The following is a 23,486-nucleotide window of genomic DNA, read 5'->3' as shown; positions in this document are numbered from 1 at the left end:
GCTTTTGTCAAACAATTTGCATACAGCAAACAATCATAAAAAATCAAAAGGAGGAAAACAAATGATTGCAAAAAAAACGAGAGACATGTTACCCGCGAAGTTTGAACAGCTTATCAATGAAAGCATTTGGGACGGCTTCGGCGAAACGATCACGGGCGCGGAATATAAAGCGCGCGTTGAAATGGTAAAAGGAAAAATCGAGGAGGAAGGATGGGACGCGATGCTCGTGTTCGGCGACTGCTACCGCATGAGCAACATCCGCTGGCTGGTTAACTACCGCACCATTGACGGCGTGTATCCGCAGCCGGAAATCGTGTTCCTCGCCCCGGGCGCAGACCCGGTGTTCTTCCTGCCCGACAGCCAGATTCGTTCGGCGCACGAGGAATCCGCGATGAAGTATATGGGCGACGATATCCGTGAAATCCGCGGCGAGCTGAGCAAATTCCTCGCGGACTACAATTCCAAAAAGCCCCTCAGAAAGGTTGCGCTGTGCGGCTATACGTACTGCGACCTCGAAATCTGGGACGAAATCAAAAAGGGAATCCCGGACGCAGACATAAAACAAAGCCAGATGATCGAATATTATAAATCCATCAAGACGGAAAAGGAGCTGCGCACGATGCGCAGGGCAGGGCGCGTTGCGGATATCGGCGCGCAGATGCTTTACGACGTGATAGAGGACGGCATTACGGAAAAAGAGGCGCAGAGCCTCGTATACGCGGCGATGTTCGCCTCCGGCGCGCACAGCATCGCGTTTGACATCATGGTACAGACGGGCGATAACCTGCTTTCCCTGTTCAAACGGCCCACGGACACGAAAATCACCCGCGGAAATATCGTGATGATGGATCACGGCTGCCGGATCAACGATTACTGCTCCGATTCCGCACGGACATACGTCTTCGGCGATGTACAGAAAGAAAAGGTCGAGCTGCTTGAAAAACTGAACCGGGTATTTGAAACGGGCCTCGAGCAGATATGCGCGGGCATGACGGGCCGCGAAGCGGATGCGGTTATTCGTGCGGCGGCAGACAAGGAAGGCATTACCCAGTTCATCGTATCCCCGAGCGAAGGCCGCCTCGGGCCGCATGGAACCGGGATGGACCCCGAGGAGGCAATGCCGATCATCGGGCCGGATTCGGACGACATTCTCGTGGAAGGGCAGACGTTCGCGTATGAGCTGTCCGCCATCGACGAAAACCTTACCGGCGTACGTACGGAGGACCCGATCGTCATCCATAAAGACGGAATGGAACCGCTCACAAACTTCCCGCGGTTCAGCTATAAGCCGTAAGCAGGACAAAACTTTTTTTCCTTAAAACAGCCGCCGACTGGCGGCTGTTTTGTTTGCCGGGAAGAAGCCCCGCCGCAAAACGGGCCTGTTAGCGATACAAGGCCCGAACCGGGGGCGAATTCCAGGAGCCCCGCCGCCTGTCCCCCCTGGATTCATATGATTCGGATAAGTCCGCAAGAATGTTAGTTTTTTTGATGGGTTTTATTTGTTACAATAACAAAAAAAGGAGCGTAAAAGGGGTAGCTATATCATGAACAGGCGCAGCGTACCGGGCAGCGGGGCGGAAATACAAAAAAATGTAGCGGGTTTCCTGAAAAACAATGCCGCGATGATCGCGCTTCTCGTCATCGTATTGCTTTTGATCGCCCTGTTTGCACCACAGTTTTTCAGCATACAGAATATTACGAATGTCGCCCGGCAGGCTTCCACCACAGGCATTATCGCCATCGGCATGACGTTCGTCATTATTACCGGCGGCATCGATCTTTCGGTGGGCGGCGTGCTCGCGGCCACCGGTATTGCGTTTTCCATCCTCACAAAATTTGGCTATGAGTTGTGGGCTGCGGTTTTGTGCGCCCTGCTCCTCGGCGCGATCGTGGGCATTATCAACGGCTTCGGTACGATCTTTTTCGGTATACAGCCATTTATTATGACGCTTGCGACCTCCTCGGTTACCGGGGGAATAGCGCTTCTTTTGTGCGACGGAATTCCCGTGGAGTTCACGACCGTATCGAGCCCGGTGATCGACTTTTTCGGAAATGGAAACGTGGGACCCGTTCCCGGCCCGTTCGTACTGTTTGCCGCATTGGCTGTGCTTTCGGCTGTGATCCTGCGGTATGTGCCGTTCGGACGGTATGTGTACAGCGTGGGAAGCAGCTTTGAAGGCGCGCGCCTCGCGGGGGTGCGCACCACGCGGATCATTATGCTTACCTACATCATATGCAGCATCTGTGCGGCGCTCGCGGGCATCGTAACGGCGTGTCGGCTGTATGTGGGGCATCCGGTGGCGGGAAGCACCGCGGCGCTTGACAGCATTGCCGCCATCGTAATCGGCGGCACCAGCCTTTCGGGCGGAAAGGGGAGCGTCGTGGGGACGGTGGTAGGCGTACTGCTTATGACGGCGGTCGCCAACCTGCTGAACCTTACGGGCGTCCCGACCTATATCCAGCAGATCGTCAAGGGAGTCATTATCATCCTTGCAATCCTGCTTTCCACCAAGGGGCTCAGACAGCGCATCAAGGAAGCGTGGAGGGGGCTATGAAACGAACCGTAACCGCACTTCTTACCATGGCGGTCCTGCTTCTGGTATCCTGCGGGCACATGACCCAATCGCCGGTGAACAGGCCGGCGGGGGAGGAAGAGACCGTGCTTTACACCGTGGACGGGGCGCCCGTTGATTTCGGTATTTATTGCAGCGAGGCGGCGGCCGGGTCCCTTGTGCCGGAAAAAGCGCTTGGCGAATACACCGGCACCATGGGAGTGATCGTTTCCTCTATGCGGTTTCCCTATGGCGGCGGCACGAAGGTAATGGCCGAGGAAACGCTGGAAAAGTATTTTCCGAATATGGATTATTTGATCGGCAACGGGGACGGAGACCCGGTGACGCAGAGCGCGCTGATCGACGATTATATTGCCAGGGGGATTGACGTATTGGTGATCGATCCGGTGGAAAAAGAGGCGATGGTGCCCGCGTTTGAACGCCTGAAGGCGGCGGGAATTCCCGTGGTGTGCGTGGACCGCTATGTGCCCGCGGATTATGAATCCGTGGTTAAGGCGGACGATATGAAAATCGGCCAAAAAGCGGGGGAAGCCATGACGGAGCTCCTTGGCGGCAGGGGAAAGGTTGTGGAAATACAGGGCGCGCCCGCCGCCTCCAACACCAACGACAGGCATATCGGCTTTGCACAGGGAATTGCGGGCACGGAGATCGAGGTGATCGCCGCGCCGTACGCGGATTTTTTGCAGACCCGCGGGCTCGGGGAAATGGAAGACCTCCTGCAAAGGTTTCCGGACGACGGCGATATCGACGCGATTTTCAGCCAATCGGACGTAATGACGATGGGAATTATCCAGGCGCTCAAGGCTGCGGGAAGGGATATTCCCATCGTGAGCATTGACGCGCAGGAGTCGGCGCTCGGCGCGGTGCAGGCGGGGGATATCGACGCGGTGGTGGCGTACCCCATTCCCATGCCGGCAGGTATTTTTGCGGGTGTGAAGGTGATGGAGGGGGAAAAAATCCCGGATTATATCGAGCTTGAGTGCCCGGTGATTACAAAGGAAAATGTGGAAGAATACATTGGGCATTCCGGATATTGAGAGGGAGTAAATTGGAGGGGATTTGCTTGACAACGCGGCTCCCTGTTTGCTATACTATTAAAGCGTATTTGGATGGAGAGATGGTCGAGTTGGTTTAAGGCACCGGTCTTGAAAACCGGCGATGGTTTACCCCATCCGTGGGTTCGAATCCCACTCTCTCCGCCATTTATGGGAGGGCGTCGGGAAGATGGACCAACGCGCATCTGTGTCCCGGTAATTTTAGGGATTTGAAACCGCGTGGGTTCATGCAAGAACGAGCCGAAGGCCAAGAACGAGCCGAAGGCGAAGTTCGCGCTATCCCACTCTCTCCGCCAATGTGCGGAGGCAGTCGAATAAAACAAAAGAAAGGTTCATGAATTCAGTTGGAGAAGTACCCAAGTACGGCTGAAGGGGCTCCCCTGCTAAGGGAGTAGGCTGAGGTAATCGGCGCGAGGGTTCAAATCCCTCCTTCTCCGCCAAAATTTGTCTGAAAACCCGCTCTATGAGCGGGTTTTTGGCATTTTAAGGGCTGCTTTTTGCATGGTTTTCGGACTGTCAATCGCGGAGTAAAAATGAAGTTTATAGCGGTTAAAAATTGTAGGTAAAAGGCAAAAAAATCAAGACTCGGTGGTGAATAAAGTATTCAAAACCTGCTGCCTTTGACGCATAATTTCTTTGAGCTCCTTCAAACGGTAACTTTCCCCTTTGATGCTGACAACCTGGCAGTGATGCAATATCCTGTCAAGGATCGCCGAAGCGATCGTAATATCCGAAAATGTTTCGTTCCATGCCGAGAAAGCTTTATTGGAGGTCAGGATCGTCGAGTTTTTCTCGTAGCGCTTGGCAACAAGCTGGAAAAACAGATTCGCTCCTTTGCTCCGCTATTGCCATGTCGGGGAACACCTTTCGTCGTGATTTATTGTTATGTATTTTGCCGTGCGGGAGCGCCTGCGCGCGGCGGGTCTTGCGGCGCTTCGCTGCCAAGCCGTTTCATTGCCTGCCTGAACTGGACGGCAAACAGGACGGCGGTTGTCGCCACGGCAATTGCGTCCGCTACGGGCTCCGCGGAGAAAACCGCCGTTACCGGGTCCGCGAGGAGGTGCGGCATGATGTATATGAGCGGGATCAGCAGGATGATCTTGCGCAGGATTGCGAGGAACAGCGACGTTTTTGCATTGCCGATGGCGATGAAGGTCTGCTGGCACGCGATCTGCACGCCAAACAGCAGGGATACGCCCATATAAATGCGCATGGCGTAAACCGCCGCCTGCGAAAGCGCCGGGTCGTGTGTGAAAATGGAGACGAGCACCTGCGGCGCGAGCATGGCGAGCGCCCACAATGCCGCGGAATAGGCGACGCTGACAATCAAAAGGAGCCGGAAGGCTTGTTTTACCCGCTGTGCGCTGCGCGCGCCGAAATTAAAGCTGATAATGGGCTGCGCACCCTGCGAAAGCCCCATCAGGGGCAGCATGGAAAACTGCATCACCGTCGTGAGGATGGTCATGGCCCCGACGGCGATGTCTCCGCCGTATACCTGCAAGGACGCATTGAAGCACACGGCGATAATGCTTTCCGTGGACTGCATGATGAAGGGCGACAGGCCAAGCAGGATGCATGGCAGGATTACGGAAGCCCGGAGCCTCATGTTTTTCGGACGCAAACGGATCACCGCGCGCCTGCCCGCAAGGAAGGACAGCACCCAGATGCAGGAAACCGCCTGCGAGATTACCGTTGCGGCGGCCGCGCCCGCGACGCCCATATCCAGCGTAAAAATAAAGATGGGGTCGAGGATAATGTTGATGACGGCGCCGATCAGCACCGTGAACATACTTGTTTTCGCAAAGCCCTGCGCTGTGATGAAGGAATTGAGGCCGAGCGCGATCTGCACAAACGCCGTACCGCAGGCGTAAATGGGCATATACTGCATCGCATAGCCGATGGTGTCGCCGCTGGCCCCGAACGCGAGCAGCATATCCCGCCCGAACACAAGGAACACCGCCGTCAGCACGCCCGCAATAACCAGCATCAGGGTTGTGCAGTTGCCGAGTATCTTTTCCGCGGCCGGATGGTCGCCCCGGCCCATCATAATGGACGCGCGGGGGGACCCGCCCATGCCCGCGAGCGCGGCAAAAGCGGAGATAATCATAATCAGCGGCATACAAACGCCCACCCCCGTGAGCGCCTGCGCGCCGATTCCCTCAATGTGGCCGATATACATCCGGTCCACCATATTGTACAGTACGTTGACGACCTGCGCGGTTACCGTGGGCACCGCCAGCCGGAGCAGGAGCCTGCCGACGCTGCCCTGCCCGAGGTCGGTTTCAATTTGGTTTGCCATTTTTGTTTCCTCAGTCATTTTCAAATTTTCGGTACAGGCGGCCCATTACAGCCGCGATTACGGCTCGTTCCTCCGGCGTGGTTTCGTCTTTCAAAAGCCCTGCGAACGCGTCCTGCGCCCCTTGCAGGGCGCGCACCGCCCCTGCGGCCTTATCCGTGATTACAAGGTGCGTATACCGCCTGTCCGCCGGGTTTATATGCGTTTTCAGGTACCCGCGCGCCGTGAGGGAATCCACGGCCTTGGAAACGAGCGCCTTGGAAACGGAACGGTAGCGGACAATGTCCATCGCCGTATCGAAGCCTTTGTTATTCGCAAGGAAAAGAAGCACGTCTATTTCGCTTTGCGTAAGCCCGAAGGCGCTTCCCGCCTCCGCGCATTCCTTCTCATAGAGCTTTTTCAGCTTGCGGCTTAAAAACAGCAGCGGCCGTAAATTCTTTTCGTCATATTCGTTCATGGTTTATCCCCAAAAAAAGAAATGGTTCATTTGTGAACCATTTTAGTGAAAAAAGCAGCCCCTGTCAAGCATGCGGCATGGAAGAAGGCGCAAAAAAAGGCCCCGCATCCACAGCAGGGCCCGGAAAAAAGCGGAATCCGCCTATATCACGCCTGAAATGCCGCCGAGCAGGAAGTTTGATTCATAGAAGAATGTGGCCATCGGGGAATCGTTCAGGATCGGGGTGATGAAATCCGCAGGCATGGAAATCAGGATCACGGGGATAATCATGAACAGCGCGAACATGCCGAGGAAGCCGCGCAGCACGCCCACCGCACCGCCCGCAAGGGAATCGCATTTGCGCAAAACGGGGAGCGGGGATGCATAATTGACCGCATTAACGAGCAGCGAAATCACGATGCGGGCAATCAGGTAGATGACCAGGAACGAGAAAATATTCACCACGACATTGGTGATGGTGTAGCCGAAATATTCCGATACGGTATGGAAGCCCTGCGCCTCGAACACCTGGTTGGTCATATTGCTCGAGACCAGCTGGTCGAAGGGGAAGGGGAGCCCCGCAGTCGATACGATATCGCCGATCTGCGTTTGCGAGAGGGAGGTAACCGCAAGGTTGCCCGACGCCTGCAATTGGTCGACCCCGTTGGTGAAATAAAAGAGGAAGTTGTAAAAAGAGCCCTTTGCAATGGCCTGCGACATAAGGGGGGAAAACAGGAAGCCAACGAGCCACGAAACGGCCATTCCCACCGTGTTTGCGACCGAAATCAGGAAGCCCTTGTGGAGCCCCTGCAAAATATAGATTGCGATCAGGAATAGTATGATCCAATTGAGGTTGATGATATCCATGCGTCCTCCGGTTTAATTCAGCTGCATCAGGTAGCATTTGCCTTCCTTGTCCCAGCAGGCGGCGAGGGTATCGGAAAGCTGTTTTGCAGCCGTTAAAGTATAATCCAATTTTGTCGTTTTCACAAGCTCGCCCGAAAGCTGGTATGTCATGACCGCGTTGGGCGTATATGCGTAAAATTGATTTTGCGTGACCGCAACTGCAAAGGTGTTCTGCGGAAGGTAGAATATCCGCTCCGCAAGGTCGTTGGAGAACAGCTTTGCCGCCTCCAGTGAAACGGCCGAGCCGCGCGGCACATAGGCAAGCTCGAGCGTGCTGCCTCCGATGCTCGACACCTCGGGCTTCCACCCGTAGATCAATGCTTCGCCCTGCTTTTCGCCGAAATAGTTGTAGGAAAAGAGGTTGTTGGTGCCGGAAGCAAAGATCGTATCCGAGGTGACATATACGCGCTCGATCACCTGGGTGTTGTTTTCGATGCTGCTGGTGGGCGAACCGTCCGCCTTGTAGGTGGAAATATAGGAAATGGGAACGACGCTTGAGGTATCGAGCGAAAGCGACCAAAGCATGTCGCTGTCCCCGGTGAACCCAAAATCGATCACCTGGCGCGTTTTGAACTCGATCTGCCCCGTCTGCGTACCCTTGCTGTTAAAGAGGGTAAGGTAATAAAGCGTCTGGCCTGCTTCGTCCGCCGCGCCCGTTAAAACGGCAACCGTTTCTTTCCCGCAGCGCACATCCATAATGTCGGAGGCGACCGATGCGGTGAAAAGCTGTTCCCTGGCGTAGGAAAGCACCTGCAGGTTGGCCTGCGCCCATGTGCAGATCAGGGAAGGAGACTGGGCAAACCTTGCGTCTGCGGGCTCCAGCTTCAAATCCCACAGGGCGCCGCCCTTCTGGTCTTTTAAATAAAGGGAGCCATCCTCTTCGTAAAGGATGCCGTTTTCGTTTGCCACAGCGCTTTCAGGCAAAACGGTTTCGATTTCCTTCAGCGGTGGGCTGAACAGCTCGATATCCGTAAAATTGGACAAAAGGAAAAACACGCCCACTGCCGCAGCCGCGATGATTGCAATTAATATGATGAGGTTTGTGAGTCTGCGCCGCTTCTTCCGGCGCGAAGGTCTCATGTACATATGATGGTTACCCCGTAAAGCAGAAACTTCTGATTTTAATCTATTGTACCATAAAATGCGAAAGGAATGTGATATAATATGAGAAGTTAAAGAAGAATTCACATTCGGCGGAACACGGCCTTGTCCTCGTTTCCCCGCGAAGCGGGAAAACTCGCCTTGCGGCCGGTTCCGCCTCACCCCGGGCGCCTCACTGCGTTCGAGCCGCCCGGGGGCCCCGAAGGGCAGGACACAGCTTATGGCCCCGAAGGGCAGGACACAGCTTATGGCCCCGAAGGGTGCGGATGGATGCGCGGGAACGAATTTATAATGTATATTTCCGGCGGGAAAGATTGGAAGATAAAAAACAGGCGAATGGTCAGCGAGGTGTAAAGAATGCATATTACAAAAATGCACGGACTCGGAAATGATTTTATTGTGATTGAAGGGCAAGCGGCGGACCCTGCCGGACTGGCGCGCGATTTATGCAGGCGGCGCCTTGCGGTGGGCGCGGACGGCCTGCTTTTGGTGGAGCCGAGCGAAATTGCGGATGTGAAAATGCGCATCATCAATTCAGACGGATCGGAAGCGGAGATGTGCGGGAACGGCGTGCGCTGTTTTGCCCGCTATGTATATGATAAGGGGATTGTAAAAACGCCGGATATGGCCATCGAGACGCTTGCGGGCGTGGTAAAACCCCAGCTTATCGTAGAAAACGGCGAGGTGGCGGCGGTGCGCGTGGATATGGGAATTCCGTCCTTTGCGGGCGGCGATATCCCCGTCCTGGCGGACGACCCGCTGGATTTTGAGGTGTGCGGCCTGCGGGCGGCGAGCGTGCTCTGCGGCGTTCCGCATACGCTGGTGCTGGTGGAGGACCTCGAAGGTGCGGACATCGACGGCCTCGGGCCGCGGATTGAAAAAGACCCGCTCTTCCCGCGGGGGACAAACGTGAACTTTGTGCAGCTTGTGGACGGACACACCGCGCATATGCGCACATGGGAACGCGGCGCGGGCAGGACGCTCGCCTGCGGGACGGGCGCAACCGGATGCGCGGCGGTTCTTTTCAAAAAGGGGCTTGCCGCAAACGAGATCGATATGCATGTACAGCCGGGCGCGCTGCACATTGAGCTTGCGCCGGATGGACGCGCCTTTATGACGGGCGCGGCGGAGTATGTGTTCGAGGGGGATACGAAAGGCAAGTAATAAGTAAGAAGTAATAAGGAATAGGGAAGGTGCCAGCAGATATGTTTCGTCCGCCCTTGGCGGACACATTTACTATTATCTATTACTTATTATCTGTTATTTAAATTTATGGAAACACACATCGAACGTTTTTTTGAAATATGGAGCGAAGCGGGCCTGCCCCCTTGTTGCCTTGTGGCACATGGAATATCCAATTTAGCCGAGCCGGAGGCGACGGGCAAATTGAGATAGTCCAGCGGTTCTTTTTTGTTCCGCAAAAAAGAACTTCGTTAATGTTCCGCCCACAAGGAGAAGAATAGAGCGCAAAAATGGAAGCACATATTGAACGTTTTTTTGAAATATGGAGCGAAGCGGGCCTGCCCCCCTGTTACCTTGTGGGCGGCTATCCCCGCAACACCCTGCTCGGGCTTGCGGGGACGGACCTCGACCTTACCTCTCCCGCGCCGCCGCAGGCGCTCTGCGCGCTGCCCGCGCCCGAGCTGGTTCTCGAGGAACGGGCGTTTGGGCTTGGAACGGTGGTGGTAAAGCAGCGTTTTAGGGATGCGCTTTACGTGTATGAATATACTGCCTTCCGCTGTGACAATTATGGCCGCGGGGGCGCGCATACGCCCGAAACGGTGCGCTTTACGGATGACATCCGCGAGGACGCCCTCCGCCGTGATTTTACGGTAAACGCGCTTTATATGGACGCGGACGGCGGTATTACGGACCCCACCGGGCGCGGGCTTCAAGCGGTAAAGGATAAAACGATTGAGCAGGTAACGCCGCAGACGCTCACGCAGGATGCGCTGCGTATCCTGCGCATGGTGCGCTTTGCCGCCGAGCTTGGCTTTGCGGTGGAACCGGGTACGTGGGAATGCGCAAGGGCGCACGTCCGCGGGCTGGCGGATATTTCCAAAGAGCGGATTCGCGACGAATTTGTGAAAATCCTCATGGCGGATACGAAATACGGAAACAAGGAGGGCGTGCTTTGCGGCCTGCATATGCTGAAAGAACTGGGCGCGTTCTCCTACATTGTCCCCGCGCTTACGGAAGGGGACGGCATGGGGCAAAATACGCAATACCACGCGTATGACGTGATGGAGCATTCGCTGCGCACGTGCGCGTGCGCCCCGCCCGACCTTGTCACGCGGCTCGCGGCCCTGCTGCACGACCTCGGCAAACCGCCTGTATTCCGCGAAACGGGAAAGATGTACGGGCACGACCGGGCGGGCGCGGCGCTGGCCGGGGCCGCGCTGCGGGAACTGCGCTTTGACAGGGAAACCGTGGACGAGGTATGCGCGCTGGTTGGGGCGCATATGTTTGACCTCGACAACCGCGCGAAACGCAAGGCGGTGGTACGCATGATCGTGAAGCTCGGGGAAGGGCAGTTTTTACGTCTCGCGGATGTGCGGGAAGCAGACTTTTGCGGCTCGGGCATGGGGGCCCCTGCGCTTTCCGCCGGGAAGTGGCGGGAGACGCTGCGTGAGCTGCGGGAAAAGGACGCGCCCCTCTCGCTCCGGCAGCTTGCCGTGAACGGAGACGACGTGATGCGCGAGCTTCATATCCCGCCCGGAAAACGCGTGGGAGAAATCCTTTTTGCACTGCACGCGTACGCTTTGAAAAAACCGTCTCAAAATAGCTACAAAAATCTAATCAGATATGCTAAAATAATAAATACTCGTGGAAACGAATAATTGACAGGAATGCCTGCATCAATATTGGGAGGAAGCAGTAGTGTTTGAACCGATCAGCATCAAAAAATTTCTCAACAGGGAGCACGTGGGCGAATACGCCGAAGTGGAATTCGATACATATATTGACGACCATGGAAAAGAGGAAGTGGAAGATATCCGCCTGCCTTTGCATTATCTTGAGGCGGGGGAAGGCGAACCGCTGATCCTGGTACACGGGATCGGCCAGTCCCTTTACGCATGGCGCAACAATTTTGCGGAACTCGCGAAATCCTTCCATGTTTACGCAATCGACCTCCCGGGCCACGGATTTTCCGGAAAACCGCAGATGAGTTATAGTATCGAGGAGTTTGCGCTCGCGCTCGAATCCTTCATGAACGTGAAAGAGCTCCCGGCGGCGCACTTCTGCGCATTTGGGGAAGCGACGGCCTATGTGCTGGATTTTGTGGCGCATAATGTGAACCGCGCGGGACGCCTGGTGTTTATTTCGCCCATGCTTACGTCAAACGGCGGAGGCGTTGCCAAAACAAAGGGGCTGCCCTCCATCCTGGGCATGACGGCGGGAAAAATGATGCTTTCGGAAAACGCGATCCGCGGCGTGCTCGAGGATTGCTATTTCGACCGCACGCTCGTCACGGAGGAGGTCGCAAAGGAATATGCGATGGGCCTCATGGACCGCGACTACAAGGTGATCGCGAAGATGTGCGTGGGCAATTTTATTGACGATGAAATCAAACAAAATATCCATGCCGTAAAAAACCCGATGCTTGTGATCCTCGGTGCGGAGGACAAGATTACGGGCGGCCAGAAAAACGAATTCCTCCAATTCCCGCTTGCTTCGGCAAGCTCGCTTACCGTTCGGAATTGCGGATTTTTTGTAAACGAGGAAAAGCCGGACAAGGTGAACGAGGCGGTCGTAGAATTCTGCAAGCCGAAAAAGCAGGGGTAAGGAAGCGCAGGCAATGATTAAATTCACGCTGGACGAACAGGCGACAACGCCCGTTCCCACCATATTTTTAAAAAAATATATGTGCGACGCGCCGGCGGATTATGTAAAGGTCTACCTGTATGGGCTGTGCCTTGCGAATGCGGGCACGCAGCTTTCTGATGTGGAGCTCGAAGCGGAATTGCATATGACGGCTTCGCAGATCGAGGCCGCGCTCAATTACTGGTGCCTCAAGGGTCAGATGACAAAAAGCGGCGCAAAGTACGCGTTCGTAATGCCCGACAGCACCACAAGGGAGGACGAGCCGAAAAAGCGGCGCGCGCCCCTTTATGAGATGCAGAATTTCAACAACATGCTGCGCACGGTTTTGAACCGCGATCTTTCGCCCGCGGAGCTGAATAAAATTTACGATTATACCGACGTGTTCGGCCTGCCGCAGGAAGTGGTGCTCGCGCTGGTGGAATACTGCGTGGCCGAACGCGGCAACCGTATCAGCGTGGCGTACCTCGACAAGGTGGCCGAGGGCTGGAGCGAGGAGGGGATTAATACCCTCGAAAAGGCGCAGCAGAAAATTGAAGGATACAAGGCGGTTTCGGGCGGCGCAAACCGGCTGATGCGGCTGATGGGCCTTCATGGCAAATATCCGGGCAAGACCGAGATGGACCTTTACAACAAATGGACGGAAAAATGGGGCTTCACGCACGAGGCGATTGAGTTCGTGATGAAGGGCAAGGAATTTTCCAAGGACCAGCCCTTTAAATACCTCGATGCGATCCTGCGTTCCCTGTATGACAGGGGCATTACGTCCTCCCGCAAAATCAGTGAATTTTATACCGCGCAAAAGGAACGCCGCGCGAATATCAAGGAGATATTGACCGCGCTCAAATATTCGCGTATCGTGGTCGCCCCCAAGCACGAGCAGTTTTACGATGAATGGCGGTCGGCGGGATTTCCGCAGCAGATCATCCTGCTTGCGTGCGCGCAGTCTGTGAAGATCGGCAGCCGCCGGTTCGAGTCTGTGGACGGATTCCTGAAAGACTGGAAGCAGCAGGGCCTTGGAACCGAGGAGGAGATCAAAAAATATCTGCGCAAGCAAAACACCATCGACCGCAAGATCGCGCAGGTTTATGAGAGCGCGGGGGTAGAGCGGACGATCGGCGAGGCCGACCGCCGGACCTATTTGCGGCTGACCCAGGAAAAGGGGCTCTCGCACGATGTGCTTTTATACGCGGCGGAATACAGTTCCCTCAAAGACCGGCCGTTTGAATACATGATGAAGGTGCTGAACCGCTGGGCGGAGGAAGGCGTGGATACGCTGGAAAAGGCGCAGAAGCAAAACCTGAGCAACCTGTTCGCAAAAACGCCGGTCGCGGTGGAACGCGAATATACCGACGAGGAAAAGAAGAAGCGCGAGCAGGAAGCGTATGCGGATATGGAGCGGCTGTATGGCGAATAAGACCGTGATCGACCTGCTGGAGGACTTTTCCTTCCGGCATGCGAAGATAGACCAGGAAAACGAGCGCCGGATGAAGAACGACGCGGAAATTATGAAGCTCGAGGAACAGAAGCGCGCGCTGCTTGCGGAAAAGCTGAAACGCGCTTTTTTGGCGGAGGACGCCGCCGGATTTGACGGGGAGATCGCGGAGCTTGGGCGCAGGCAGGATGAAATTGCCCGGGCCAAAGGGCTGCTCATTCCCTATGCGTGCCCCGCGTGCCGGGATACGGGCCTTGTGGGCAGGAAATACTGCGCCTGCTTTTTGCGGGAGGTCTATCAAAGCATCTATGGCGCGGCCGACGTGGACGCGCTCACGGAGAGCTTCGAGCGTGCGGATATGTCTGTGTTCGACGGGGAAAAAGAGCTTGCCATGGGCAAAACACAGCGGGCCCTGGCGGAGCTTGCATACGGAATCTGTAAAAAATATGTGGACGCCTTTCCGGACACCCCACGCCTGAACCTTCTTTTGCGCGGCAAGGCGGGCCTTGGGAAATCCTATTTGCTGCGGTGCGTGGCATCGGCGGCAAAGAAACGCGGGATCGACGTGTGCCTCATTCGTGCGGGCGAGCTGTTCGGCGCGTTCTTCAGGCACCGCATGGGCGAGGAAATGCCCCTCTCCTTTTTGCAGGACGCGCAGCTGCTGCTGGTCGACGACCTCGGAACGGAGCCGATGACGCAGAACGTAACCACGGAATATTTGTTCGACCTCTTAAACCGCAGGCTCGAGGCGGGGCGGCATACCGCCGTCGCGACCAATGTGGACGATTTGCAGGGAAGGTACGGCGAACGCATTTCGTCGCGGCTCGAATCGCGCGAATGCGCGGTGCTGATGCTGGACGGCACGGACCTTCGGCTGCGGCGGTAATCAGCGGAAATAAAAAACAGGCTGCAAAAGCAGTCTGTTTTTTTGTCGGCCTGTTTTATCTGCCTTCAAAAATACGCCGGGGCGTATCGACGAGGATGGTATTGATTTCCGCATCGGTCATGCCCGCATCGCGCAGCAGGGGAAGCGTATGGCGGCTGATGTAGTCGAACTGGAACTGCCACGTTTCAAGGTCTGTATTGCGCGTGGTTTCCCACGGATTGCCCATGTTTTCCCGGCCTTCCCAGTAATCGAGGTAGCAGGAAGCGTCGTGGCTGAACACCACCTTGCCGAGATAACCGTCCTTCCACAGCTGCACGACGTTTTCCGCGCGCTTTGCGGAGGAAAGCATATCCGGATGGCGCGTATCCACGCCGAACCGGTCGTGCCCGATAAAGCACCCGCGGTCCGCGACGGATTCGAGGAACCCGACGTCGTCGATATCGCCGATGTGGCCGATGATAACCTTGCCAAGGTCCACCCCTTCGGCTTCAAAGAAGTCCATCTGGTCGATTGCGTTCTGCATGGAGGCGGTGTGGGTGGAAATGGGCGCGCCCGTCGCCTTATGGGCGATGACCGCCGCCATCATGATCCTGCGGGTGAAGTCGGTGATGCCAGCCCTGTCCGTCGAGCATTTGATGATGCCCGCCTTGCTGTCCGTGTCCTCGATGCCTTTTTCAATATCGAGGACCAGGCGTTCCGCGAGGAATCCGGACCCCTTGTCGACCAGGCAAAGGTCTTCAAAATAGTGGTAGCCCGTGCAGGCGATTACATTGATCTCCGCCTTTTCCGCAACCTCGCGGATTACGTGGATATCCCGGCCAAGCTGGAACGGAGTCATGTCCACAAGCGTTTTTACGCCCTGCGCCTTCGCGCGGGCGATCATGCGGACCGCAAATTCCAGGAACTGTTCGTGGTTGTACCATTCGGGCCACACCTTGCGCATCGTGTGGTTGGCGGCAAGGATGTGCTCGTGCATTAACGTATACCCTAAATCTTCCGTTTTAATCGGACCCAATACACCCTGAATATTCATTTTTCTCTCCTTGAATCAAATAAAGTAAGCGATTACATTTTTTTATAAACTTAGCACACTTTATATTGAAAGTCAATCGAAAAAATGGTATAACTAGACAAAGTAAACGATAAAAGGATGCGGAAGAATGGCGGCAACGATTAACGATATAGCAAGGGAGGCCGGGGTTTCCACGGCGACGGTCTCGCGGGTGCTGAATAACCCGGAAAAGGTCTCCGAAAGACGGAAAGCGGAGGTCGAACGGGCGATTAAAAAGCTTCACTATGCGCCCAACGCGCTCGCGCGGGGACTCGTTACCAAGAATACGAATGTATTCGGTTTTCTGATTCCGGACATTACCAATACCTTTGCGCCGTCCATCGTGGACAGCTTTTCCAAGGAGCTCGAAAAATATTCCTACAACATCATGGTGTGCCTTACGGACGCCGACCCGGATAAGGAACGCTCGTATATCAACATGATGTTGCGTAAGCGCGTGGAAGGAATCGTGCTGATGGGCGCGCGGCAGATCGGGGCGTCGAGCAACGATATGATCCGGGGGGCGTCGCGGCAGATTCCGATCATTACGCTCGACTATCCCATCGAGGGGGAAAGCCTCTACACTATCCATGCCGACGAAGCGAGGGGCGCATACCTGGCCGCCGAATACCTGATCCGCAAGGGGCATACGCGGATCGCCTTTTTGAACGGGGACGAAGCGTATACCACCTATTATTACAAGAAAAAGGGCTTTGAACAGGCGATGAGGGATTATGGGATACCGGTGCAGAACAAGTACCGCATCACGGTGGAACCCCATTTTTCCGGCGGCTACGACGGGGCCCTGCAGCTGCTGCAGCTGAACGAAAAACCTACGGCCATTTTTGCCGCCGGCGACCAGATCGCCGTGGGCGTATACCGCGCGGTGCATGCGAGCAAGCTGAAAATCCCGGACGATATTTCGGTGATCGGGTTCAGCGGCTCGCCGATTTCCCTCGGCGTTTATCCCGCCCTGACCACGGTGGCGCAGTACGCGCAGGAAATGGGGGAGGCGGCCGCGCATACCCTCCTGCATATTGTAAAGGGCGAGCCCGCCGAAAGGGTCGTCGTCTTTGAACCGAAAATTTTAGAGCGCGAATCGTGCGCCCCTATTCCGGAACTGTAATTTCCCGCGGCAGGAAAGGCTTTTCAGGCTGCGAAAAATTTCACGAAAAGGTATTGATTTTTAAAAATTCCTAGTGTATAATACATTTAATCCAAAGAAATGAAACCCTTTACATTTTATTAAACTGAAAACAGATCGGACGACAGTCTCGAAGTTGCTTTATTAAAGTAATTTGAGATAATAAAAATTCCGGCTTGGGAATTTAAAAATGTATTACAAGACCCAATTTTGTAAGCGATTACAAAATTGAGAAATGCCGATAAAACCTACAATACAATCAAGTTTCCGCGGAAAATGCGGAAGTCAAAATACCAGTTAAGGAGAGAATGAAATGAAAAAAGTTTTGGCAGTAGTACTGATGTGTGCGCTGGTGATTTCGCTGGCGGCTTGCGGTGCGCCGCAGGCTGAGGAAAGCACGGCGGCAAGCCCGTCCGAAAGCGTGGAAGCTTCGGAACAGCCAAGTGAAACGCAGGCGGCGGAAGAGAGCGCCGGTTCCTCACCGGAAGCGGCGGGCGGGATTGATTGGGCGGCCCGCGGCGCGGCGGCGGTACAGCCGAACCCGGTGGAATTCGGCGGCCCCACGGAACCGGCAAAAGCACCGGAAGGCATTAAGGTTGCGCTGGTTCCGAGCGATTCCGCCCTCGACGGGCCGGTTGTTCCGGCACAGGGCGTGGAAGACGCCGGTAAGAACTTCGGCTGGGAAGTGCAGTGGTATAACGGAAAAGGAAATCCGGCTGACCAGAACAAGGGCATTATGGATGCGGTTTCGTGGGGCGCGGATGTAATCTGCTGCTTCTCCGTGGATGCGGCGAGCGTACAGCAGGGCCTGAAGGCGGCCGCGGACGCGGGCATCCCGGTGGTAAGCGGATCAAACGGCACGGACGACCCGAACACACCCGCAGAGCTTGAGGAAGGCCAGCTTGACTTCCTGCTGGACGTCGGCGTGGACTATAAGGCAATCGGCGTCGCCATCGCGGACTGGATCGTTGCGGATGCGGGCAATGAAGGCAAGGTGGCCGTATTCGGCGCAAAGGAATATCCGTCCTGCATGATGACGGAGGCGGGCGTGCTCGAATCCTTAAATGAATCCGATATGGAAATCAGCGACGTGATGTATTTCACGGGCGGCCAGGTCGGCGATACGCTGAACAGGCAGGTAATCGGTTATTTACAGGCCAATCCGGACACCAAATACATCTTCCTTCCGTATGACCCGGCGGCGATCGAGGTGACGGAGGCCCTCTCCACAGCAGGCTATACGGATGTAAAGGTTTGCTCCGTACTCGGTACGGCGCAGATGCAGGAGCTGATCCGCGCGGGCAGCGCAGCGGCCTCCGCGGCATACGACATGGAATACATGGGCTGGGGCCTTGCGGACCAGATTATCCGTCTCCTGAACGACCAGGAGCTGTATTCCCCCCACGGTGAAAACACACCCTACTGCGTAATCGACGCGGGCAACCTGCCGGACGAGGCGGGCAACTGGGCGACGAGCTTTGACTACAAAGACAAATTCCTGGAGCTTTGGAAATAAAAACAGATATGGAAGACTTTTGCGCAGAAGGCCGGAAAGCGGCCTTCTGCCCGGGTCTTTTTTGCAAAGAAGAATGAAACGCAGGCAGGCGCTGCCTGCGCGGAAATAGAGCGGGAACACCGCACGAGAATTTGCGAGGAAAGCGATTATGAATGAGAACGTGAAAGGACACGCAGCCTCAGGAAGGGGCTCGGTCAAAAATTATTACATGCTGATCGTGTTTGCGGCACTGGTCGTGATTTTCAGCATTGCGTCGCCCACGTTCCTGACGGGGCAAAACTGGTCGAACCTGCTGATCGTACAGGTGACGACGGGATGCATGGCGCTCGGGGCGATGTCGATCCTGATTTTGGGGGAATTCGACCTTTCCCTCGGATATATGGTGTCGTTCTGCATGATGCTGGGCGCTATCCTTTCGGAAAACGGCGCGAACGCCTTTGTGGTCATCGCGGCGATGGTGCTGGCAGGCGCGGCGTTCGGCCTTGTGAGCGGGGTCCTCACCGTGAAATTCAAGGTCAACTCTTTCATTTCCACGCTGGGCGTGGGGATGCTGATGAACGGCCTTACCCAGGCCATCAGCAACGGCGAGGTGCACTCGAGCGGCATCCCGGATTTCATTACGGAGATGGGACAGGGCAAGTTCCTTGGGATCGGGTATTCCTTCTGGATTTTGATCGGGCTTGCGGTGGTCATGTATTTTGTGCTCAACCATACGACCTTCGGCAGGAGCCTCTACGCGGTGGGCGGTTCGCAGAAGGTGGCCTTTATGGCGGGTATCAATACGGATAAGGTGCGCATCCTGGCGTTTGTGCTTTCCGCGGCGTTTACCGGCCTTGCGGCGGTGTTCCAGCTCGGGCAGTCGGGCGCGGCGAACCCGTCGTTCGGGTTTTCGCTGCTGATGCCGGCGTACGCCATCGTATTCCTGGCGGCAACGTCTTTTTCGCTCGGAACCTACAATGTTCCGGGCCTTTTGCTGGCGATTGTTTTGCTCGGGGTCGGGACCAATGGAATCCAGATGATCGGCGCGCCGTCGTGGGCAGAATTTGTGTATAACGGCGGCATTCTTATTGTTGCGATATTCCTGGTGAACAAAAGCACCAAGGCACAAAGAAGGCTGGTACAAAAGCAGCCTGAAAGCAGATAGGGGGGATGGATTGTGTCTATTGAACTGAAAAACGTAACGGTTACATTCCCGGGAGTCACGGCTCTTGACAATGTATCGATCGGTTTTGAACCGGGAGAGGTCCATGCGGTGCTGGGTGCGAACGGCAGCGGAAAATCCACGCTGGTAAAGGTGCTGACCGGGATTTACCAGCCCGACGCGGGAAAAGGCGCGGATATTTTGGTGGACGGGAAGCATTTCGGGAAATTTGATACGCCCATGATGTCGCGCGAGGAAGGGATTACGGTGGTGCACCAGGAATCCCCGCTGATCGACGTGCTGTCGGTGGCGGAGTCGGTGGCGCTTTTTAAAGGCTATCCCAAAAAAACGGGCGGACGGATTGATTGGAAAGCCCTTTTCCGTTATACGGAAGAACTGTTTGAATTTTACAAAATAGGACTCACGCCGCGGATGCGCGTGGCCGAGTTGTCGGCGGCGGAACGCGGCATGGTTTCCATGGCGATCGCGCTTGGCAAGGGCGACGACCTGAAGAAGGTGAAGGCGCTGATCCTCGACGAGGCGGACGCGTCCATTCCGGAAGCGGACGCGGAAAAATTCCTCGGGTATGTGCGCAAGGTTGCCGATATGGGCATCCCGGTGATTATGGTTACGCACCGTTTGAAGGAGGTGCGCTCCATCTGTGACAAGGTGACGATCCTCAATGGCGGCGAGCTGATTTATACGGGCGCGATGCAGGAAACGGACGACGATTTTATTATTTCAAAAATGCTGCGCAGCGACCAGTCGCCTGTGGATGAAGCATGCGCAAAGCAGGACGGGGAAGCCCTGCAGCGGCTGTGGGAGCTTTGCGGACGGGACGCGGAAGACGATTATGCGGGCGCGAGCCTTTCCGTAAAAGGACTCTGCGCGCAAAACCTCAACGGAATCAGTTTTGAGGTCGGGCGCGGCGAAATCGTGGGCTTTGTGGGAATCCAGGGCAGCGGCGTCAACGAGCTGCCGATGGTGCTCGGCGGCGGCCTGAGCCGCAGCGGCGGGGAAATCGCCGTTAAGGGGCGGAGCCTTCCGCGGAAGATGACGCCCCAGCGCGCGATCCGCGCGGGCATTATGCTCCAGCCGACCGACCGTTTCCGGCAGGGCGGCGTGATGTCGGAATCCCTGCGCGACAACATGCTGCTTCCCAATGAAAAACGGTTCTGGCATAAAGGGAAACTTGCGCGGCAGGTGATGCAGGAGGCGATCCTGGAGTTCGACGTGCGTCCACGGATTATCGATATGCCGTTCGAAAAATTTTCGGGCGGGAACCAGCAGAAAGCGATCATCGGGAAATGGCTGCAGTTGCACCCCGACGTGTTCGTTATGGACGACCCGACCTACGGAGTGGACCCTGCGGCGCGGAAAAAGATTTTTGCCGATATCAGGAACGCGTCCGCGATGGGCGTTTCCATCGTGATTTTTTCGACCGAACCGGAACAGCTCGCGAGCCTGTGCACGCGGGTGGTCGTGCTGCGGCAGGGAGAGATCGTGCATGAAATGAAGCAGGAGGACGGCACGCTCACAAGACAGGCAATTGCAAGGTGGTGTTACGCATGAATAAGGAACTCGGACAGGAACAATTCGTTCAATATAAAACATGGAACTTTTTTTCCAGATTTGGCCTTTTGGTTATTATCGCGGCGTTTGTGGCGTTTTTCGGGCTGATGTCCCCGTCGTTCCTGACGGCGCAGAACTGGTCGGCGCTGATTGTCGGGCAGGTGGGCGTCCTGTGCGTGGCGCTGGGGGCGCTGTCCCCCCTGATTGCGGGCGAATTTGATTTCTCGCTCGGGTATATGCTCGGCTTCTGCGCCATGGTGGGCGCGGTGGTCGCGCAGACGGGCGCGCCGGCCCCGGCCGTCATTCTCGCGGTCATTGGCTCCGGGCTTTTGATGGGCTTTGTGAACGGCGCGCTGTCCATCTTTTTGAAAATGAATTCCACGGTGGTTACGCTGGGCATGGGGCTTGTGATGTATGGGCTTATCATGGCGCTTTCGGACGGACACACCATTACGGGCAACATCCCCGAGGTACTCCAGTTCATCGCCAAGGAAAAATTCCTCAACATCAATATTTCCATCTGGATTATTGTCGCGTGCGCGTTCGGGCTGTTTTATTTCCTGGAGCATACGCCGATGGGAAAGCAAATGTATGCGACCGGCCTTGCGCCACGGGCGTCCTACCTTTCGGGCATCCGCACAAAGGGCCTTAAAATCATGTCGTTCATGCTGGCGGGCTTCTTCGTTTCGCTGGGGGCGCTGATGCTGCTGGGGCAGTCCGGCTCCGCAAAACCGGCCACCGGCCCATCCTATTTGATGCCCGCATACGCGGCGGTGTTCCTCAGCATCACGACGCACAAGGCCGGGCAGTTCAACGTGCTCGGACTGCTGGTATCGATCCTGATGCTGGCCATCGGCTTTAACGGGCTGAGCCTTCTCGGGCTGCCGTTCTGGATCGAGGCGGTGTTCAACGGGATCATATTGATTGTGGTGATCCTTACGACAAAGTCGGATTCGCGCGGCGTAAAAATCGGCTGAAAAGGAGCATGGGATGAAAAACGAACAGGCGCAAATGACGGGACTTGGAACCATTGAAATCAGTCCGTGCGAAATGCCCAGGGCGGGAGAAGGAGAGGTTGTCGTAAAGCCGCTGTATGTCGGCATCTGCGGATCGGACGTCCATTTTTTCCAATACGGGAAGATTGGTAAAAAGGTAATCGACAGGCCGTTTGTCCTCGGGCACGAATGCTCGGCGGCGGTGGTGGAAACCGGGCCGGGCGTCCGCGGCCTCCATGTGGGCGACCGCGTGGCGATCGAGCCGGGGGTGCCCTGCGGGCAGTGCTGGTATTGCCGGAACGGAAAATATAACCTTTGCCCGGATATGCAGTTTATTTCCTCCCCGCCCTACGACGGTTGTTTCCGGCGGTACCTGCGGTATCCGGAACGCATGATCCATAAGCTGACAGACAACATTTCCGATATCGGGGGGGCGATGATCGAGCCGCTTGCGGTGGGCCTGCACGCGGCCAAAACGGGCAGGGTGGCCCTGGGAAAGAATGTCGTGATTCTCGGTGCGGGCCCCATCGGCATCATGGCCATGCTGGCCTGCCGCGCAATGGGGGCGGCAAAAATCTTCATCACCGACCTGATCGATTCGCGGCTCCGGCGCGCCCGCGGGCTGGGCGCGGATTACGCCCTGAATCCGCAGGAATGCGACGTGCCGGGGATTGTGCTGGAAGAAACGGACGGAATGGGCGCCCAGGCGGTGCTGGAAACCGCCGGGAACCCGAAAACCGTACAGCAGGCCGGGGCGCTTGCGGCCCGGGGCGGGCATATTGTCCTTGTCGGCAACGTGACGGAACCTGTGGAGCTCGACTTGATGGGCCTGATGGTAAAAGAGGCGGATATCCGCCCGATATACCGTTACCGGAATATGTTTCCCATCGCCATAAAGGCCCTCGATTCGGGGCAGATCAGCCTGGAAGGCGTGGACCCCGGGATTTTTGAATTTGAACAAATCCAGGAGGCGTTCGATTATACGGTAAACCATGCGGAACAGGTGATGAAAACACTGGTTAAAATTGGAGCGTAAAGCCCCTTTTATCAATTTTATTTTTAGGAGGCAATTATGAAGGTTGCAATTTCAAACGACAAATTTGGGTTCCGGCTGAAGGAAGCGGTCGTAAAAAAGCTGCGCGGGGACGGGCATGAGGTGATCGACTACGGGACGAAGGACCCGGACGAGCCCAAGGCGCATTCCCAGGCGGGCAGCGAGGTGGCGCGCGCCATCCAAAGCGGCGAAGCGGAACGCGGGATACTCTTCTGCGGCACGGGTATGGGCGTTTCCCTTACGGCAAATAAGTTCAAGGGCGTATACGCGGCGGTCTGTGAAAGCGTTTTTTCGGCGCAGCACTGCCGGCTGATTAACGATTGTAACGTGCTGTGCCTCGGCGTATATATCCTCGGCGAATACATGACGCTGCAAATGGCGGAAACGTTTATCAACACAGGATTTGCGGAAAACTTTGAAGAGACCCGCAAAAATAACCTGAAAAAACAGATTGACCGGATCGCGGAAATTGAGGCTGAAAATTTTAAATAAGGAAATCAGGT

The 23,486-nt window shown here is 55.9% G+C and carries 20 protein-coding genes, 2 tRNA genes and 1 pseudogene; 17 read left to right on the top strand and 6 right to left on the bottom strand.

The genetic code is table 11. From position 1 onward, the window contains the following. Positions 1-61: 61 nt before the first annotated feature. The 5 genes from BBD38_RS05965 to BBD38_RS05945 all read left to right on the top strand — a co-directional run bounded on the left by BBD38_RS05965 (position 62) and on the right by BBD38_RS05945 (position 4,068). A complete protein-coding gene (locus BBD38_RS05965) occupies positions 62-1,294 on the top strand; it encodes a M24 family metallopeptidase (RefSeq protein ID WP_066685754.1) in 1,233 nt (410 codons plus the stop codon). Positions 1,295-1,544: 250 nt separating this feature from the next. Next, positions 1,545-2,555 carry an ABC transporter permease gene (locus BBD38_RS05960; protein ID WP_066685752.1) on the top strand — a complete coding sequence of 337 codons (1,011 nt, stop codon included), beginning with the start codon at positions 1,545-1,547 and terminating at the stop codon, positions 2,553-2,555. Continuing rightward, positions 2,552-3,610: a substrate-binding domain-containing protein gene (locus BBD38_RS05955; RefSeq protein WP_066685751.1), complete on the top strand. Its 1,059-nt coding sequence runs from the start codon at positions 2,552-2,554 to the stop codon at positions 3,608-3,610. The genes BBD38_RS05960 and BBD38_RS05955 overlap by 4 nt, the downstream gene beginning before the upstream one ends. A gap of 74 nt (positions 3,611-3,684) precedes the next feature. Further along, positions 3,685-3,775, top strand: a tRNA-Ser gene (locus tag BBD38_RS05950). 199 nt (positions 3,776-3,974) lie between these two features. Next, positions 3,975-4,068, top strand: a tRNA-Ser gene (locus BBD38_RS05945). A 138-nt stretch (positions 4,069-4,206) separates the two neighbouring features. Here BBD38_RS05945 and BBD38_RS14275 read toward each other — a convergent pair. The 5 genes and pseudogenes from BBD38_RS14275 to BBD38_RS05925 form a co-directional block, all read right to left on the bottom strand. Further along, positions 4,207-4,464: pseudogene (locus BBD38_RS14275) on the bottom strand (ATP-binding protein); the annotation flags it as partial. Between the two features lie 47 nt (positions 4,465-4,511). Continuing rightward, positions 4,512-5,927 (bottom strand): MATE family efflux transporter, encoded by a 1,416-nt coding sequence (locus BBD38_RS05940; protein ID WP_082989518.1) that lies wholly within the window; start codon positions 5,925-5,927, stop codon positions 4,512-4,514. A gap of 10 nt (positions 5,928-5,937) precedes the next feature. Next, entirely contained in the window at positions 5,938-6,381 is a 444-nt protein-coding gene (locus tag BBD38_RS05935) for a MarR family winged helix-turn-helix transcriptional regulator (protein ID WP_066685749.1), read from the bottom strand. A gap of 141 nt (positions 6,382-6,522) precedes the next feature. Next, positions 6,523-7,227 carry a CvpA family protein gene (locus tag BBD38_RS05930; protein WP_066685748.1) on the bottom strand — a complete coding sequence of 235 codons (705 nt, stop codon included), beginning with the start codon at positions 7,225-7,227 and terminating at the stop codon, positions 6,523-6,525. 12 nt (positions 7,228-7,239) lie between these two features. Next, positions 7,240-8,352, bottom strand: coding sequence for a hypothetical protein (locus BBD38_RS05925; protein ID WP_066685746.1), 1,113 nt, complete (start codon positions 8,350-8,352; stop codon positions 7,240-7,242). Between the two features lie 372 nt (positions 8,353-8,724). On the opposite strand from BBD38_RS05925, the gene dapF reads away from it, so the two are divergent. The 5 genes from dapF (at position 8,725) to BBD38_RS05895 (ending at position 14,510) form a co-directional block, all read left to right on the top strand. Further along, the gene (gene dapF, locus BBD38_RS05915) at positions 8,725-9,531 is read left to right on the top strand and encodes a diaminopimelate epimerase (RefSeq protein ID WP_066685744.1); all 807 of its coding nucleotides are present in this window, start codon (positions 8,725-8,727) and stop codon (positions 9,529-9,531) included. A 308-nt stretch (positions 9,532-9,839) separates the two neighbouring features. Then, positions 9,840-11,207: a CCA tRNA nucleotidyltransferase gene (locus BBD38_RS05910; RefSeq protein WP_066685742.1), complete on the top strand. Its 1,368-nt coding sequence runs from the start codon at positions 9,840-9,842 to the stop codon at positions 11,205-11,207. 40 nt (positions 11,208-11,247) lie between these two features. Continuing rightward, complete coding sequence (locus BBD38_RS05905; protein ID WP_066685740.1) at positions 11,248-12,153, top strand: alpha/beta fold hydrolase; 906 nt, start codon at positions 11,248-11,250, stop codon at positions 12,151-12,153. Between the two features lie 13 nt (positions 12,154-12,166). Then, a complete protein-coding gene (locus BBD38_RS05900) occupies positions 12,167-13,606 on the top strand; it encodes a DnaD domain protein (RefSeq protein WP_066685738.1) in 1,440 nt (479 codons plus the stop codon). After that, complete coding sequence (locus BBD38_RS05895) at positions 13,596-14,510, top strand: ATP-binding protein (protein WP_066685737.1); 915 nt, start codon at positions 13,596-13,598, stop codon at positions 14,508-14,510. Before BBD38_RS05900 ends, BBD38_RS05895 begins: the two co-directional genes overlap by 11 nt. A 55-nt stretch (positions 14,511-14,565) precedes the next feature. Here the strand turns inward: BBD38_RS05895 and BBD38_RS05890 are convergent, their stop codons facing one another. Further along, the gene (locus tag BBD38_RS05890; RefSeq protein ID WP_066685736.1) at positions 14,566-15,543 is read right to left on the bottom strand and encodes a phosphotriesterase family protein; all 978 of its coding nucleotides are present in this window, start codon (positions 15,541-15,543) and stop codon (positions 14,566-14,568) included. 127 nt (positions 15,544-15,670) lie between these two features. On the opposite strand from BBD38_RS05890, the gene BBD38_RS05885 reads away from it, so the two are divergent. The 7 genes from BBD38_RS05885 to BBD38_RS05855 all read left to right on the top strand — a co-directional run bounded on the left by BBD38_RS05885 (position 15,671) and on the right by BBD38_RS05855 (position 23,475). Then, positions 15,671-16,687, top strand: a complete 1,017-nt coding sequence (locus tag BBD38_RS05885; RefSeq protein ID WP_066685734.1) for a LacI family DNA-binding transcriptional regulator — start codon at positions 15,671-15,673, stop codon at positions 16,685-16,687. Between the two features lie 331 nt (positions 16,688-17,018). Continuing rightward, entirely contained in the window at positions 17,019-18,221 is a 1,203-nt protein-coding gene (locus BBD38_RS05880) for a sugar ABC transporter substrate-binding protein (protein ID WP_066685732.1), read from the top strand. 148 nt (positions 18,222-18,369) lie between these two features. Beyond that, positions 18,370-19,365, top strand: coding sequence for an ABC transporter permease (locus BBD38_RS05875; protein ID WP_066685731.1), 996 nt, complete (start codon positions 18,370-18,372; stop codon positions 19,363-19,365). A 12-nt stretch (positions 19,366-19,377) separates the two neighbouring features. After that, the gene (locus tag BBD38_RS05870; RefSeq protein ID WP_066685730.1) at positions 19,378-20,934 is read left to right on the top strand and encodes a sugar ABC transporter ATP-binding protein; all 1,557 of its coding nucleotides are present in this window, start codon (positions 19,378-19,380) and stop codon (positions 20,932-20,934) included. After that, complete coding sequence (locus BBD38_RS05865) at positions 20,931-21,911, top strand: ABC transporter permease (protein WP_066685729.1); 981 nt, start codon at positions 20,931-20,933, stop codon at positions 21,909-21,911. Before BBD38_RS05870 ends, BBD38_RS05865 begins: the two co-directional genes overlap by 4 nt. 13 nt (positions 21,912-21,924) lie before the next feature. Beyond that, a complete protein-coding gene (locus tag BBD38_RS05860) occupies positions 21,925-22,965 on the top strand; it encodes an NAD(P)-dependent alcohol dehydrogenase (protein WP_066685724.1) in 1,041 nt (346 codons plus the stop codon). 36 nt (positions 22,966-23,001) lie between these two features. Further along, the gene (locus tag BBD38_RS05855) at positions 23,002-23,475 is read left to right on the top strand and encodes an RpiB/LacA/LacB family sugar-phosphate isomerase (protein ID WP_082989515.1); all 474 of its coding nucleotides are present in this window, start codon (positions 23,002-23,004) and stop codon (positions 23,473-23,475) included. Positions 23,476-23,486 lie beyond the last annotated feature (11 nt).

The organism is Christensenella intestinihominis, assembly GCF_001678845.1.
Classification (GTDB): domain Bacteria; phylum Bacillota; class Clostridia; order Christensenellales; family Christensenellaceae; genus Christensenella; species Christensenella intestinihominis.
The sequence above is the reverse complement of the archived record's forward strand: the minus strand, read 5'-3'. Positions and strand labels throughout refer to the sequence as shown.

Excerpts from the sequence above, each read along its gene's own strand:
- BBD38_RS05965 (WP_066685754.1), top strand. The coding sequence starts at position 62 with ATGATTGCAAAAAAAACGAGAGACATGTTACCCGCGAAGTTTGAACAG.
- BBD38_RS05960 (WP_066685752.1), top strand. The coding sequence starts at position 1,545 with ATGAACAGGCGCAGCGTACCGGGCAGCGGGGCGGAAATACAAAAAAAT.
- BBD38_RS05955 (WP_066685751.1), top strand. The coding sequence starts at position 2,552 with ATGAAACGAACCGTAACCGCACTTCTTACCATGGCGGTCCTGCTTCTG.
- BBD38_RS05940 (WP_082989518.1), bottom strand. The coding sequence starts at position 5,927 with ATGGCAAACCAAATTGAAACCGACCTCGGGCAGGGCAGCGTCGGCAGG.
- BBD38_RS05935 (WP_066685749.1), bottom strand. The coding sequence starts at position 6,381 with ATGAACGAATATGACGAAAAGAATTTACGGCCGCTGCTGTTTTTAAGC.
- BBD38_RS05930 (WP_066685748.1), bottom strand. The coding sequence starts at position 7,227 with ATGGATATCATCAACCTCAATTGGATCATACTATTCCTGATCGCAATC.
- BBD38_RS05925 (WP_066685746.1), bottom strand. The coding sequence starts at position 8,352 with ATGTACATGAGACCTTCGCGCCGGAAGAAGCGGCGCAGACTCACAAAC.
- dapF (WP_066685744.1), top strand. The coding sequence starts at position 8,725 with ATGCATATTACAAAAATGCACGGACTCGGAAATGATTTTATTGTGATT.
- BBD38_RS05910 (WP_066685742.1), top strand. The coding sequence starts at position 9,840 with ATGGAAGCACATATTGAACGTTTTTTTGAAATATGGAGCGAAGCGGGC.
- BBD38_RS05900 (WP_066685738.1), top strand. The coding sequence starts at position 12,167 with ATGATTAAATTCACGCTGGACGAACAGGCGACAACGCCCGTTCCCACC.
- BBD38_RS05895 (WP_066685737.1), top strand. The coding sequence starts at position 13,596 with ATGGCGAATAAGACCGTGATCGACCTGCTGGAGGACTTTTCCTTCCGG.
- BBD38_RS05890 (WP_066685736.1), bottom strand. The coding sequence starts at position 15,543 with ATGAATATTCAGGGTGTATTGGGTCCGATTAAAACGGAAGATTTAGGG.
- BBD38_RS05885 (WP_066685734.1), top strand. The coding sequence starts at position 15,671 with ATGGCGGCAACGATTAACGATATAGCAAGGGAGGCCGGGGTTTCCACG.
- BBD38_RS05880 (WP_066685732.1), top strand. The coding sequence starts at position 17,019 with ATGAAAAAAGTTTTGGCAGTAGTACTGATGTGTGCGCTGGTGATTTCG.
- BBD38_RS05875 (WP_066685731.1), top strand. The coding sequence starts at position 18,370 with ATGAATGAGAACGTGAAAGGACACGCAGCCTCAGGAAGGGGCTCGGTC.
- BBD38_RS05865 (WP_066685729.1), top strand. The coding sequence starts at position 20,931 with ATGAATAAGGAACTCGGACAGGAACAATTCGTTCAATATAAAACATGG.
- BBD38_RS05860 (WP_066685724.1), top strand. The coding sequence starts at position 21,925 with ATGAAAAACGAACAGGCGCAAATGACGGGACTTGGAACCATTGAAATC.
- BBD38_RS05855 (WP_082989515.1), top strand. The coding sequence starts at position 23,002 with ATGAAGGTTGCAATTTCAAACGACAAATTTGGGTTCCGGCTGAAGGAA.